Origin of the sequence: Streptomyces tailanensis, assembly GCF_008386495.1 — a bacterium.
Classification (GTDB): domain Bacteria; phylum Actinomycetota; class Actinomycetes; order Streptomycetales; family Streptomycetaceae; genus Streptomyces; species Streptomyces tailanensis.
The window spans coordinates 35749-49964 of sequence record NZ_VTHJ01000049.1 but is presented as its reverse complement, the minus strand read 5'-3'; the positions used below and the strand labels follow the sequence as shown (position 1 = coordinate 49964).

Annotated in this window: 12 protein-coding genes; 5 read left to right on the top strand and 7 right to left on the bottom strand. The window is 70.2% G+C overall.

The annotated features are described in order from the left end of the window. Window positions 1-248 precede the first annotated feature (248 nt). The 6 genes from F3T56_RS32410 to F3T56_RS32385 all read right to left on the bottom strand — a co-directional run bounded on the left by F3T56_RS32410 (window position 249) and on the right by F3T56_RS32385 (window position 6546). Complete coding sequence (locus F3T56_RS32410; protein WP_246204106.1) at window positions 249-767, bottom strand: hypothetical protein; 519 nt, start codon at window positions 765-767, stop codon at window positions 249-251. Continuing rightward, entirely contained in the window at window positions 764-1042 is a 279-nt protein-coding gene (locus F3T56_RS32405; RefSeq protein ID WP_246204104.1) for a hypothetical protein, read from the bottom strand. The genes F3T56_RS32410 and F3T56_RS32405 overlap by 4 nt, the downstream gene beginning before the upstream one ends. 625 nt (window positions 1043-1667) lie before the next feature. Continuing rightward, entirely contained in the window at window positions 1668-1898 is a 231-nt protein-coding gene (locus F3T56_RS32400) for a hypothetical protein (RefSeq protein WP_149828916.1), read from the bottom strand. Beyond that, complete coding sequence (locus tag F3T56_RS32395; RefSeq protein ID WP_246204103.1) at window positions 1895-2518, bottom strand: TnsA-like heteromeric transposase endonuclease subunit; 624 nt, start codon at window positions 2516-2518, stop codon at window positions 1895-1897. The genes F3T56_RS32400 and F3T56_RS32395 overlap by 4 nt, the downstream gene beginning before the upstream one ends. A 246-nt stretch (window positions 2519-2764) precedes the next feature. Then, window positions 2765-4636, bottom strand: a complete 1872-nt coding sequence (locus tag F3T56_RS32390) for an ABC transporter ATP-binding protein (protein ID WP_149828915.1) — start codon at window positions 4634-4636, stop codon at window positions 2765-2767. Further along, window positions 4633-6546 carry an ABC transporter ATP-binding protein gene (locus F3T56_RS32385; protein ID WP_149828914.1) on the bottom strand — a complete coding sequence of 638 codons (1914 nt, stop codon included), beginning with the start codon at window positions 6544-6546 and terminating at the stop codon, window positions 4633-4635. The genes F3T56_RS32390 and F3T56_RS32385 overlap by 4 nt, the downstream gene beginning before the upstream one ends. Window positions 6547-6732: 186 nt before the next feature. Here F3T56_RS32385 and F3T56_RS32380 point away from each other — a divergent pair, with 186 nt between their 5' ends. Genes F3T56_RS32380 through F3T56_RS32365 form a run of 4 tightly spaced genes read left to right on the top strand, consistent with a single transcriptional unit; the run spans window position 6733 to window position 10345 of the window. Next, complete coding sequence (locus F3T56_RS32380; RefSeq protein ID WP_149828913.1) at window positions 6733-7674, top strand: ABC transporter ATP-binding protein; 942 nt, start codon at window positions 6733-6735, stop codon at window positions 7672-7674. Continuing rightward, window positions 7671-8420 carry an ABC transporter permease gene (locus tag F3T56_RS32375; RefSeq protein ID WP_149828912.1) on the top strand — a complete coding sequence of 250 codons (750 nt, stop codon included), beginning with the start codon at window positions 7671-7673 and terminating at the stop codon, window positions 8418-8420. The genes F3T56_RS32380 and F3T56_RS32375 overlap by 4 nt, the downstream gene beginning before the upstream one ends. Window positions 8421-8445: 25 nt before the next feature. Next, window positions 8446-9711, top strand: coding sequence for a sensor histidine kinase (locus tag F3T56_RS32370; RefSeq protein WP_149828911.1), 1266 nt, complete (start codon window positions 8446-8448; stop codon window positions 9709-9711). Continuing rightward, window positions 9701-10345, top strand: coding sequence for a response regulator (locus tag F3T56_RS32365; RefSeq protein ID WP_149828910.1), 645 nt, complete (start codon window positions 9701-9703; stop codon window positions 10343-10345). The genes F3T56_RS32370 and F3T56_RS32365 overlap by 11 nt, the downstream gene beginning before the upstream one ends. Before the next feature lie 172 nt (window positions 10346-10517). Here F3T56_RS32365 and glgX read toward each other — a convergent pair whose 3' ends face one another. Further along, entirely contained in the window at window positions 10518-12788 is a 2271-nt protein-coding gene (gene glgX / locus F3T56_RS32360; RefSeq protein WP_172639242.1) for a glycogen debranching protein GlgX, read from the bottom strand. A 158-nt stretch (window positions 12789-12946) separates the two neighbouring features. On the opposite strand from glgX, the gene F3T56_RS32355 reads away from it, so the two are divergent. Then, window positions 12947-14173 carry a L,D-transpeptidase gene (locus tag F3T56_RS32355; protein ID WP_149828908.1) on the top strand — a complete coding sequence of 409 codons (1227 nt, stop codon included), beginning with the start codon at window positions 12947-12949 and terminating at the stop codon, window positions 14171-14173. Window positions 14174-14216: the final 43 nt, after the last annotated feature.

Here is a 14216-nt window from a genome sequence, read left to right as displayed (position 1 = left end):
CCGGCCGCCCGCCGTTGCCGTCCAGCCATGCCGGCCATGGCAGCACCGCCGCGATGACCTGCCACTCCACGTCCGTGGTGTCCGAGGTGTAGCGGCGGGACCGGGCTGGATGACGGCGGCCCGTGACCGAACCGGCAGGCCAGGCACGGGCAGTCAACTTGCCCATTCGGGGCGACAGCGGGGGCGGCAGGGGCGTACAACGGCATGACAGGACCTCTTGGCGCGGCTGGGCTTCGACACCGCAGTTGCTACCAAGAGGTCCTGGCCGTGCACGTCACTTCGCCGATTCCCACCCGCCCTCGACGATCAGTTTGTTCACGAGGTCTCAGCGCGATGTAGATGATGGGCACTCTGCGGTGCCCGCTCGGGGTGGTGTCCCCGCGCAGGTCGACCTGCTTGCGGAACATCGCACGGCCGTAGGCCCGCACCGCGGTGCTCTTGCCCAGCCCTGGGTAGGCATCCAACAGCGCGGCCGGCTTGGTTTTGTCGCCGTCCTGCCGGTTCGACTCGACGATTTCCGCCAGGGACTCGTTCAGGGCGATGAGCTGCGGAGTGCCGATGGGGCCGATGTTGGCGTGCCAGACCGCTCGGTTGTCGTTGTGTACCAAGAGCGCCCTCGGTGAAAGGTCGGCCAGCTGAGCTCTGGTGTGCTGTTCGGGCCGAACCCGGTCACGGCCGTTGACCTCCTGCAGCCAGCCCGGAAGGCGGGTGGGGGAGTACTGGCGGTCGTCGCCTTCGAACGGTGCGGGGCCCTCGGATGTACTCAACGGCTCTCCCAGACATCGGCGTAGTACTCATCCTCATCAACCAGGACGGCGGTCTCCTCGTCTGCCGGGACCGCCTCGCACTCCTCGTCCTCGTCGTCGTCCCCGCCCAGGTCCTCATCCGCGGGCGCGACCACCTGCAAATCCGGTGCCGACTCCTGGCCCGCTCCCGCGTCGGGCGAACTGAGCGCTGCCAGACGGCGCACGGAGGGAAGCTCGGCGATCTCGTCGGCTTCGGGGTCGTCTTCGCCGACCAGCCGCAGACGGTCCTGCGACAAGCGCACCGGGTCGCGTCCCGCTTCGTGGTGTAAGCGACCTTGCTCGACGCGTTCCGGTAAGCCGCGCGTCGGCCACCCCACCGGACACGGCGCCCGGATCGCACAGCGGCTGACCAGCCGTCAGACCATGCGCGGCCCCGAACCGCGCCGATGACCTGCGGATTCCGGCGCCTTGATCCGCTACACCACTTGGCGGGACGCCACCGCGCACCGCCATGCGCCGTTCCGTCCGGTCCTCGGTCAGCCCGGCCCCCCAGCGTTCCAGCAACTCGATCAGGGCGCGTTTGGTGTCCGGGAAACGATGCGTCCTGGCCGCGATCCGGCGCGCGTACTTCAACGCCTCCAGGCTGGCCGGTCCGTTCAATGCCGGGGCGTGTTCCCAGTCCAGGGTGTGCCACAGGTGTGGCTGCTTCGGATCCTGGACCACCGGCGCACCGTGGTCACGCTGACGCCGAGCTCCGCAGCCTTTGCCTCGTACCGGTGCATCAAGGGCACTCCCGGCGCGTAGTCAGACCGTGGTTCACCCTCCAATGCCATCTCGGCAGAGCCCAACTGGTAACTGGGCCGCACTTCCTGGACGTGCCGGAACCGGACGGTGAGCGCATCGTCCTCAGCAATGCTGAGCTCACCCAGCGTCGCTGCGACCGCCATCTGTGCGGGCGAAGTTTCCACCAAGAACTCGGTGGAGGGATGGGCCAATCAGCACCGACAGATCGATCTGCCGCCACGTGGGACGGCCTTCCGCCGAGATCTGCTGCAGGAGAATACGGCGGCCTTCGATCTCCGCGATGGTGAACTGCTCGCCGTCATAGGTCAGCGGCAGGCCTGTCCGAAGCGGTGTAGTCCAGGTGTTCACGCGGACCTCCGCAGGACCCAGTCGCCACTGAGCGGACGGGACAGATCAGTGGTCAGCCGCCCTGACCACACCAGAGCCAGCAAAGGTGGCCGTGCCTCGTAGTCGGGGCGCCCGGCGGCCAGACGCCGCTCAGCGTCCGCGAGCTGGTCCCCGTCCCGGACGGTCTGCCAAGCCCGCTCGATGTCGGCCTCGGGGACCACCCCAGGTCGGCGGTATGCCGCCAGGAAGCGGACGTTCTCCACGAGCGTGCGATCCGCCCCGGACCAGATCTCGTACTCCCAGCCATGCCGCTCGATTAATTCCCCTGGCCGGGCCAGAGCCTCCACGATCTTCGGATCGGCGAGCCGGTCTGCTGGTTTGACGTTGACCACACGTACTGTCCCTGACGCCATGACCAGCAGGAAGTCCGGAACATGGCGACGAACGCGATCTCCGACCCGGGCTGTCAGATGACACGGCTGGGCGTAGATTCCGCGTACCGCCGGATCCATGTCGGCCAGGAGCAGCCGGGCTAACTCCAGCCGGCTCTCGTAGCCGACGGGCCCAGCCATCGTCGCCGATGCGTATCGTCCCGAGTGGTGCGTCTGGCCCTGGACGGAGCGAAAACTCCGCCACGGCACCGATCAGGTGAAGTCCGCCAAACGTAGATCCCTGAAGGGGACCTTGCGCACCGACGTGTCGTCATACCGGATCGACGCCGTGGCCGACGCACTCTTCTTGCCGGACCGCACTGGACTCTGAACAACCATAGGGGCGACCGTAGTTACTGACCGCAGTCAGTGCCCACGGAACGGCGAAAGTGCCCAATCACTGTCCGTTTCGCATGGACGGTGTCCATCAAAACGCGGAACCTACATTGTCAACACCTACGCCAAGCTGTCCCTCCACGCCTGGTGCAGGTCCGCGAAGCGGCCTGTTCCGGTGATGAGTTCCGCCGGGGTGCCGTCCTCCACCACCCGGCCCTGTTCCATCACAAGCACTCTGTCCGCGATCTCGACCGTCGACAGACGGTGGGCGATCACCACCGCCGTGCGGCCGCGCAGGACCGTGGACATCGCGCGCTGGACGGACCGTTCGCCGGGGATGTCCAGGGAGCTGGTGGCCTCGTCGAGGATGAGGACGGCGGGGTCGGCCAGCAACGCGCGGGCGAAGGCGACCAGTTGGCGTTGGCCGGCGGAGATGCGGCCGCCGCGTTTGCGTACGTCGGTGTCGTAGCCCTCGGGCAGGGCGGTGATGAAGTCGTGGGCGCCGATGGCCTTGGCGGCCCGCTCGATCTCCTCGCGGGTCGCGTCGGGGCGGCCGATGGCGATGTTCTCGGCGACCGTGCCGGAGAACAGGAACGACTCCTGGGTGACCATGACCACCCCGCGCCGCAGCTCGGGCACGGCGAGGTCGCGCAGGTCGACGCCGTCGAGCAGGACCCGGCCGGCCGTGGGGTCGTAGAAGCGGGCCAGCAGTTTGGCGAGGGTCGACTTGCCGGCGCCGGTGGAGCCGACCACCGCGACCGTGCTGCCCGCCGGGAGGGTGAGGTCGAAGCGGGGCAGGACCTCGCCGCCGGTGCGGTACGCGAACGTCACGCCCTCGAACACGACCTCCCGGCCAGGGAGTTCGGAGGCCGGGGGAGGCAGTTCCCTCGGCTCGGCCGGCTCCGGGACCGACGGGGTCTGGGCGAGGAGACCCGCGATCTTCTCCAGTGACGCCGCCGCCGACTGGTACGAGTTGAGGAACATGCCGAGCCGGTCGATCGGGTCGTACAGGCGCCGCAGATACAGCACCGCGGCCGCCAGCACACCCAGCGCCAGCGACTGAGACGCCACCCGGTAGGCGCCCCACAGCACGATCGCCGCCACCGTGACGTTCGCGACGACACGGGAGCAGACCACATAGCGGGCCATCTCCAGGATGGCGTCGCCGTTGGTGCGCTCGTGGTGCCGGTTCAGGCGCCCGAACTCCGCGTCGTTCACGGCCTCCCGGCGGAACGCCCGTACCGGTCGGATGCCGTTCATCGTCTCCGCGAACTTCACGATCACCGCGGCGATCGCCGTCGACCGGGCGGCGTAGACGCTCGCCGCGCGGCGCCGGTACGACCGCACCAGCCCGTACAGCGGCACGAACGACGCCAGCGCCGCCGCACCGAGGCCCAGGTCCAGCCAGAGCAGCATCGCCGAGATGTAGGCGCAGGCGAGGATCACGCCGACGAGTTCCTGCAGCCCCTCGTTGAGCAGTTCGCGCAGCGACTCCACGTCCGTGGTGGAACGGGAGATGAGCCGGCCCGAGGTGTACCGCTCGTGGAAGTCGATGCTCAGCGCCTGCGCGTGCCGGAAGATCCGGCCGCGCAGATCGAGCAGCACATCCTGGTTCACCCGCGCGGACGCCCTGATGAACGCGTACTGCAACCCGCCCGCCGCCACCGCGCACAGCAGATACCCGACCGCCACCGCGACCAGCGGCCCGTGCCGGCCGTCCCGGAACGCCGGTACGGCACTGTCGATCGCGTACGCCACCAGCAGCGGGCCCGCCTGCACCGCCGCCTGCTGGAGCAGGAGCAGCACACTGGTCATCACCACGCGGGCCTTCATCGGCGCGAGGAGGGAGCGGAGGAGGGTGAGGGTGGCGCCCGGGGGAGTGGGTAGGGCATCCCGGTCGAAGGGGTCGCCCTTGTGCGGCTGCGGGCCGTGTGAGTCGGCGTTGTTGTCGTTGTCGTCGGGGGCCGGCGCGGTGGTCGTGGGCGCCGTCATCGGGCGACCTCCTCGGCTTGTTCGGATTCCTTCGTCGGCTCGGACTCCTCGGTCCCGGACATCAGATGCGCGTACTCGGCGTTCGTGCGCAGCAGTTCGTGGTGGGTGCCGACCGCGGCGATCCGGCCACCCGAGAGCAGGGCCACGCGGTCGGCGAGCAGGACCGTCGACGGGCGGTGCGCCACGATCAGCGCGGTCGTCTCCGCGAGTACGCGGCGCAGCGCGGCCTCGACCGCGGCCTCCGTGTGGACGTCCAGGGCCGACAGCGGGTCGTCGAGGACCAGGAAGCGGGGCCGGCCCACCACCGCCCGCGCGAGCGCCAGCCGCTGCCGCTGGCCGCCGGAGAGGCTGAGGCCCTGCTCGCCCACCTGGGTGGCGGTGCCCTGGGGGAGGGCGTGCGCGAAGTCCGCCTGGGCGATGGCCAGGGCGCGGTCCAGGTCGGGGGTGTCCGCGTCGGGGCGGGCGCCCATGAGGACGTTCTCGCCGACGGTCGCGGAGAAGAGGGTCGGCTCCTCGAATGCCACGGACACCTTGGCGCGCAGCTCTTCCCTTGACATCTCGGTGATGTCCTCGCCGTCCAGGGTGATCCGGCCGCTCGTCAGCTCGTGCAGGCGGGGGACGAGGGCGGTGAGCGTCGTCTTGCCGGAGCCGGTGGCGCCGACCAGGGCCATGGATTCGCCGGGGCGGATGTGGAGGTCGATGTGGTCGAGGATGGGTGTCGTATCGGCGGGAGCATCGGGGTAACGGAACCGGACGCCGAGGAACTGTAGGCCGCCCAGTTGCTCGGTGCTGCTGCCGGCGGCTGCGTGGGGGCGCTGCTCGCTGGGAGGTGCCGCTCTCTGTGGGACGGGCGCCGCCCCAGCGGCACGACTGCCCGCAGCTGGAGCGGTTTCCGGCTTCGCGTCCATCACCTCGAAGTACCGCTCCGTCGCCGTCGCCGCCTCCTGGCTCATCGCGAGCAGGAAGCCGATGGAGTCGACGGGCCACCGCAGTGCGAGAGCCGTGGACAGGAAGGCGACCAGCGTGCCCGCCGACAGCTCCCCGTCGGCGACCTGCACCACACCCACGATCAGCGCCGCCCCGATCGCCAGTTCGGGGAGCGTCACGATGACGCCCCAGATGGTGGAGAGGAGTCGCGCCTTGCGCAGTTCCGTGCCCCGCAGCGTCCGCGATAGTTCCCGGAAGGCCCGGGCCTGGCTCCGGTGCCGCCCGAACCCCTTGATGATGCGGATCCCGAGCACGCTCTCCTCGACGACCGTCGTCAGGTCGCCCACCTGGTCCTGCGCGAGCCGCGCCACGGCGGCGTACTTCTTCTCGAAGACCACGCAGGTGACGACCACCGGCACGGCGGGACCGAGGATGATCAGCCCGAGCGTCCAGTCCTGCCCCAGCATGATGATCACGCCGACGAGGATGGTCACCGCGTTGACCAGCAGGAATGTCAGCGGGAAGGCGAGGAACATCCGCAGCAGCATCAGATCCGTCGTGCCGCGCGACAGTAACTGCCCCGAGGCCCACCGATCGTGGAAGGCGACCGGCAGCCGCTGCAGATGCCGGTACAGATCCGCGCGCATCGACGCCTCGACCCCGGCGAGCGGCCGCGCGATCAGCCACCGCCGCAGCCCGAACAGCAGCGCCTCGGTGAGCCCGAGCAGCAGCAGATACAACGCCCCGAGCCACACGCCTGCCAGATCCCGGTCCGCGACCGGCCCGTCCACCATCCACTTCAGGACGAGCGGGATGACCAGCCCCACACACGAGGCGATGATCGCGACGAACGCGGCGGTGAACAGCCGCGCCCGCACGGGCCGCACATACGGCCACAGCCGCAGCAGCGTGCGTACGGCGGAACGGTCCTTGATCTCTGTCTCTTGGTCGGCTTCTTCGGCGGTTGCACGTGTCGTGGGCATCAGCTGCGAGCCTACGGATCGGCACTGACAACGCCCACCGAGTTTTGGCCGGACCGGGCTCGGCCATCGGTCCTACGACCTGGCCGTACCGTGCTGGTCGTACCATGCCGTCAACCGATCGGCTGATGCGCCTTCGAGCGCGATGGCCGATGTGCCGCGGCCCGCCCCGCCGGGATTCTTCGGAGCATGACCTCCACACCTGTCGTCGAAGTAGTCGACCTGCGCAAGTCCTACGGCGGACGGGCCGTCGTCGACGGTGTCTCGTTCGCCGTCGAGGAGGGCGAGATCTTCGGGATCCTCGGCCCGAACGGCGCCGGCAAGACCACCACCGTCGAGTGCGTCGAGGGCCTGCGCGTCCCCGACGCGGGCCGCGTCCGCGTCACCGGCCTCGACCCGATCGCCGACCACGAGCGCGTCGCCCGTGTCCTCGGTGCCCAGCTCCAGCAGAGCGAACTGCAACCCAAGCTCACCGTCCGCGAGGCGCTGGAGCTGTACGCCGGCTTCTACCCGGCCCCGGCCGACTGGCGCCCGCTCGCCGAACGCCTCGGCCTCACCGAGCGGCTCACCACCCCGTTCGGCAAGCTGAGCGGTGGTCAGAAGCAGCGCCTGTTCATCGCGCTCGCCCTGATCGGCGACCCCCGGATCGTCGTCCTGGACGAGCTGACGACCGGCCTCGACCCGCGCGCCCGCCGGGACACCTGGCAGCTCATCGAGGACATCCGGGCGGACGGCGTCACCGTCCTGCTCGTCACCCACTTCATGGAGGAGGCGCAGCGGCTCTGCGACCGGATCGCCGTGATCGACAAGGGGCGGGTGGCCGCCCTGGACACCCCGGCCGGCCTCATCCGGCGCTCGGCGGGTGCCACCGTCATCAGCTTCACGCCCTCCACCCCGTTCGACGACGGTGACCTGAACACGCTGCCCGCGCTCGCGGCGATCGACAACAAGGACGGCCGTATCACCCTCTCCGGCACCGACGAGACCGTGAACGCCGTGCTCACCCTCCTCGCCCGCCATCACATCACGGCCCATCAACTCCGCGTCACCGACGCCACGTTGGACGACGCGTTCCTCGACCTCACCGGGGAGACGCAGGAGACGCACCGGACGAAGGAGACAGCGGCATGAACACCGTACTTGTGAACACCGCCGTACTGAGGAGCGAGGTCCGCCTTTTCCGCAGGGAACCCGGCAGTCTCTTCTGGATACTGGTGTTCCCGACCACCCTGCTGGTGATCCTCGGCTCGATCCCGTTCTTCCGCGAGGCCGACCCGGTCTTCGACGGACTGCGCCCGGTCGACGGCTACGTCCCGGTGAGCGTGCTGCTCGGCCTGATCGTCGGCGGGGTGCAGGCGATGCCGCAGACCCTCACCGGCTACCGCGAGCGCGGCGTTCTGCGCCGGATGTCCACGACACCGGTCCGGCCCGCCATCCTGCTCTCCGCGCAGATGTTCCTGTACGGGGGTGCCGCCCTGGTGTCGGCGCTGCTCGTCCTCGCGGTCGGCCGGCTCGCCTTCGACGTACGGCTGCCCGAGCAGCCCTTCGGCTACGGCGTCGCCCTGTTTCTGGCCGTCCTGGTCGCCCTGGCCCTGGGCGCCGTGATCTCCGCGCTTTCCCGCACCACGAAGATCTCGGCGGCGATCGGGTCCGTCGTGGTCTTCCCGGCGATGTTCTGCGCGGGTGTGTGGATGCCGGTGCAGACCATGCCGGACGTACTGGCCCGGTCCGCGGGCCTCACCCCGTTCGGCGCGGCCGCGCAGGCGCTGAACGAGGCGGCGGCGGGTGACTGGCCCGGCTGGGGCCACCTCGGTGTGCTCGCGGTCTGGACGGTGCTGCTCACGTTCGCCGCCTCGCGCTGGTTCCGCTGGGAGTAGGCAAGGGGCCATGCAGACTGGGGAGATGACCGCGGCGGACAGGCAGATCGAGCAGCGCTGGGAACAGCTGCGCAGCTGGGGGCCGTACGGACTGCTCGGAGTCAGCGTCGTCCTCGCCGTCGCCACCAGCGAATTGATGGACGACCCCACCGAGCGGTACGTCGCGGGGGCCCTGGTCGCCGCCGCGATCGCGCTCCAGCTGTGGTGGCACGGCACCCGTCCCCGCCGGACCGACTGCGGCAGGGCCCCGTCCCGGACCGGGACGGTCTACTACATCGTCCGCTGGGTGATCGCCTTCGTCCTGACCTGGATCAACCCGTTCTTCGCGTTCTACGCGGCCACCGGCTACATGGACGCCGACGAGCTGGTCCCGGGCAGGTGGCGCCGGCTCGGACTGTTCGCCAGCGCGGTCACCGTGGCGGGCGCGCAGTCCAGTGGACTGCCACCGACGGGCCCGGTCCACTGGATCGTCTTCGCCGCCCTCCTGGCCGCCAACTCCGGCCTGCAGATGGTGGTCGCCCATCTCACCGAGCAGGAGGAGCAGCGGGCCCACGAGCGCACCGAGACCATCGCCGAACTCGAACGCGCCAACACCGCCCTGCAACAGGCCCTCGACGAGAACGCCGCCCTCCACACCCAACTCCTCGTCCAGGCCCGCGAGGCCGGGGTCGCCGACGAGCGCCGGCGCCTGGCCGCCGAGATCCACGACACCATCGCGCAGGGCCTGACCGGGATCATCGCCCAGCTCCAGGTCGTGACCAACACCCCCGAGCCCGACCGGGCCCGTACGCACGTGGCGGCCGCGATGGCCCTGGCCCGCGACAGCCTCGGCGAGGCCCGCCGCTCCGTGCACAACCTCGCCCCCGTGGCCTTGGAGAACGACGGACTGCCCGAGGCGCTGAAGAACACGGTCGCCGAATGGAGCGAACGCACCGGCATACGCGCCGAGTTCACCGTCACCGGCACCGCCGAGCAACTCCACGACGAGGTCTCCGCCACGTTGTTGCGCATCGCGCAGGAGGCCCTGTCCAACGCCGCCCGCCACGCCCACGCGACCCGCGTAGGCGTCACCCTGACCTTCCTCGGCGACGACGTCATCCTCGACATCCGAGACGACGGCCGGGGTTTCGACCCCCTCACCGTCCCCGAACGCACCCACACCGGCGGCTTCGGCCTCGACGGCATGCGCGCCCGCGCCGAACGCATCGCCGGCTCCTTCACCGTCGAGTCCGAGCCGGGACAGGGCACGGCGCTGTCGGCTCGCGTACCGTTGGTCCGCCATGACCGATGACGCGCCGATCACCCTCCTCATCGTCGACGACCATCCCGTCGTACGGGACGGCCTGCGCGGCATGTTCGAGGCCGCCCCCGGCTTCCGCGTCCTCGACGAGGCGGCGAACGGCGTGGAGGCGGTCGAGAAGGCCGCCGGACTCGACCCCGACGTGATCCTGATGGACCTGCGCATGCCGGGCGGCGGAGGGGTGGCCGCCATCCGCGAGCTGACCCGCGGCGGCGCCCGCGCGAAGGTCCTCGTCCTGACGACCTACGACACGGACTCCGACACCCTCCCCGCCATCGAGGCAGGCGCCACGGGCTATCTCCTGAAGGACGCCCCACGCGACGACCTGTTCAACGCGGTCCGAGCGGCAGCGGAAGGCCGCACGGTGCTCTCGCCGGCCGTCGCCTCCCGCCTGGTTTCCGCGGTCCGCGGCCCCGGCGCTCCCCGCAACGAGCCCCTCTCCGCCCGCGAGCGCGAGGTGCTGGCCCTGGTAGCCAAGGGCACGTCCAACCGCGAGATCGCACGCGAACTCTTCATCAGCGAGGCCACCGTAAAGACCCACCTCACCCACCTCTACGCCAAACTGGGCGTCAAGGACCGAGCGGCAGCCGTAGCGACGGCATACCAACGGGGAATCCTTGGCTAGCTCGGTGGGGTGAGTTCGCGCGCGCGGGTTGTGGTGGGTTGCTCGCGCAGTTCCCCGCGCCCCTAAAAGACACGCGGGGAACTGCGCGAACAACCCCACCCACCCGCACCCGCCAACACACCGACTGGACCGAGCTCTCCGCGGGGGGCGAAGGGGGGGCAAAAAAGACCCCTCACTCAACCACCCGCAGCAACAACACACACCGCCCCGGCACCATCACCGCCTCCCCCGCCCGATGCACCACCCCCGCCCCCTCCCCCTGCTCCTCCCGCGCCGTGTCCACCACAACCTCATACCGCTCCGCCCACGGCGCCCCCGGCAGTACGAAACTCACCGGACGATCCCCCGCGTGCAGCACCGCGAGAAAGCTGTCGTCGACGATCGGCGCACCGCGCGCGTCCCGCCCCGGGATGTCGCGGCCGGACAAATACATACCGAGGGTCGCCGCCGGCGCGTACCAGTCCCGTTCCGTCATCTCACTCCCGCGAGGCGTGAACCACGCCAAGTCCCGCAACCCGTCCGCCGAATGGGCCCGCCCGGAGAAGAAGGCCCGCCGCCGCAGCACCGGATGCTCGTGCCGGAGCGCGATCAGACGTGCGGTCAGGTCGAACAACGCCTTCCAGCCCGGATCCTCCAGCAGGCCCCAATCCACCCAGCTGATCTCGTTGTCCTGGCAGTACGCGTTGTTGTTGCCCCCTTGCGTCCGCCCCATCTCGTCCCCGGCGACCAGCATCGGCACCCCCGTCGACAGCAGCAGCGTGGTCATGAGGTTCCGCAACTGCCGCCGCCTGAGCGCCCGTACCCGCTCGTCGTCCGTCTCGCCCTCGGCCCCGCAGTTCCAGGACCGGTTGTCGTCCGAGCCGTCCCGGTTGGCCTCCCCGTTCGCCTCGTTGTGCTTGCGCTCGTACGACACCAGGTCGCGCAGCGTGAAACCGTCGTGCGCGGTGATGAAGTTGACCGAGGCGTACGGCCGCCGCCCGCCCCAGGCGTACAGGTCGCTCGACCCCGACAGCCGGTACCCGAGGTCCCGTACGTCCGGCAGCGCGCCCCGCCAGAAGTCCCGTACAGCACCCCGGTAGCGGTCGTTCCACTCCGTCCACAGGGGAGGGAAGGCGCCGACCTGGTAGCCGCCGGAGCCCACGTCCCACGGCTCGGCGATCAGCTTCACCCGGCGCAGGACGGGGTCCTGGGCGATGACGGCGAGGAACGGGGACAGCATGTCGACGTCGTGCATGGAGCGGGCCAGCGCCGCCGCCAGATCGAAGCGGAAGCCGTCGACACCCATCTCGGTCACCCAGTACCGCAGCGAGTCCGTGATCAGCCGCAGCACATGGGGTTGGACCACATGGAGCGTGTTCCCGCAGCCCGAGTAGTCCGCGTAGTGACGTGCGTCGTTCTGCAGCCGGTAGTAGCCCCGGTTGTCGATGCCCCGCAGCGACAGGCTCGGCCCGCGCTCGTCCGCCTCCGCCGTGTGGTTGTAGACCACGTCGAGGACGACCTCGATCCCGGCGGCGTGCAGCGCCCGCACCATCCGCTTGAACTCCCCGACCTGCTGCCCGCCCGTGCCCGACGCCGCGTACGCCGCGTGCGGGGCGAAGTAGCCGATCGAGTTGTAGCCCCAGTAGTTCCGCATGCCCCGGCGCAGCAGATGGTCCTCGTGGGCGAACTGGTGCACGGGCAGCAGCTCCACCGCCGTCACGCCCAGCTTCACCAGGTGCTCGATGGCCGCCGGATGCGCGAGCCCCGCGTACGTGCCGCGCAGTTCCTCGGGGATGCCGGGATGCGACCGCGTGAATCCGCGGACGTGCAGCTCGTAGATGACCGAGTCCGCCCACGGCGTCTTGGGGCGGCGGTCGTCCATCCACTCGTCGTCGGGGGCGTCGTCGTGCACGACGACACCCTTCGGGACATACGGCGCCGAGTCCCGGTCGTCGCGCACGGTGTCGGCGACATGCTGATCGGGCCAGTCCCGGACATGCCCGTACACCTCCGGCGGCAGGCTGAACTCGCCGTCCACGGCACGGGCGTACGGGTCGAGGAGGAGCTTCGCCGGGTTCCAGCGGGCGCCGGTCCAGGGGTCCCAGCGGCCGTGCACGCGGTAGCCGTACCGCCGGCCGGGGAGGACGCCGGGCACGAAGCCGTGCCAGATCTCGTGGGTCAGCTCGCCGAGCCGCAGCCGGGTCTCCTCACCGTCCTCGGAGAACAGGCACAGCTCGACGGCCTCCGCCCCGCCCGCCCACAGCGCGAAGTTGGTCCCGGCGACCCCGTCCGGCCCCACCCGGAACCGCGCGCCGAGCGGCGTCGGCGCCCCGGGCCACACGGGTTTCGCGGATTCCGCCCCGCTCTGCCCGCCGACCGGCACGGCGGCCCGACGCGCGGCCGGTACCGCACGCGTATCCGGCGCTGTCTCCTGCACTGCCTCCTGCTCGGCTGCGCTCGACACGTCAGGCCTCCCGCGGCTCGGTGGGGCGACAGAAGGAGGAACGAGAAGCCCTGATGTCCCGATCACTGCTCCCCGTCGCGTCGTCCTCCCAAGGGTTCTGCCCACACCACGCCTCGCACTCACGTTTCCCGGGGGCGTGCGCCGTCGTTGGGCCGCACGTGAACCACGCACAGACGCACGCGCGCCGGGCCGGTGCCCCGCTGACCGCCGTACTGATCTGGGCCGGCCTGCTGGCTTCAGCCGCGGGCTGCACCGCCGGATCGCCACTGACCAGCGGAAAAGCATCCGACGACACGATCCGGGTCACACCGGAGGGCGGCAGCAAGGGCGTGCGCCCGGAGCAGCGCTTCGAAGTCCGGGTGCCCAGCGGGCGCCTGGAGTCGGTCAAGGTCGTGAAGTCCCAGGACGCCCAGAAGTCACCCGTACCGGGCCGCCTGTCCGCCGACGGGCTGACCTGGCGCCCCACCGGCTCACAGAAGCTCGCGCTCGCCGCCGAATACACCGTCGACGCCGTCGCGTTGGACGGCCACGGCCGCCGCTCGGCACGGCACGTCACCTTCACGACGTACGTCCCCGAGGAGCGCTTCGTCGCGTACGTCACCCCCGAGAACCGGGCCACCGTCGGCACCGGGATGATCGTCTCCCTGGGGTTCAACCGGGACATCGAGGACCGCGCGGCCGTCGAACGCGCCGTCGACATCACCACGCGGCCCGCCGTCGAGGTCCGCCCGCACTGGTTCGGCAAGGGCCGTCTGGACTTCCGCCCCGAGCACTACTGGAGGCCCGGCACCGTGGTCACCGTCGGCCTGCGGCTGCGGGACGTGGAGGGCGCGCCCGGCGTCTACGGCCAGCAGTACAAGACCTTCTCCTTCACCATCGGCCGCCACCAGGTCAGCCTCGTCGACGCGGCCAGACACACCATGCGCGTCGAGCGCGGCGACGGCGTGCTCGCCACGCTGCCCATCACGGCGGGGGCGCCCAGGACGACGACGTACAACGGGAAGATGGTCGTCACCGAGATGCTCGAGGTGACCCGGATGAACGGCGCCACCGTCGGCTTCAAGAAGGCCGACGGCAAGGGCGAGTACGACATCCCGGACGTCCCGCACGCCATGCGCCTGACCACCTCCGGCACCTTCCTGCACGGCAACTACTGGGCCCAGGACATCTTCGGCCGGGCCAACGTCAGCCACGGCTGCGTCGGTCTGCGCGATGTGAAGGGCGGCAGTTCGCACACCCCGGCGGGCTGGTTCTTCGACCGCAGCCTCGTCGGCGATGTCGTCGAAGTGGTCAACAGCAACGACAAAAAGGTCGCTCCCGACAACGGCCTCGGCGGGTGGAACATGGGCTGGAAGGAATGGAAAGCGGGTGCTGCGGTGAAGTAGTTCGACATAGCCCAAGTTGGGACTGAACGGTGACCTTCCCCAA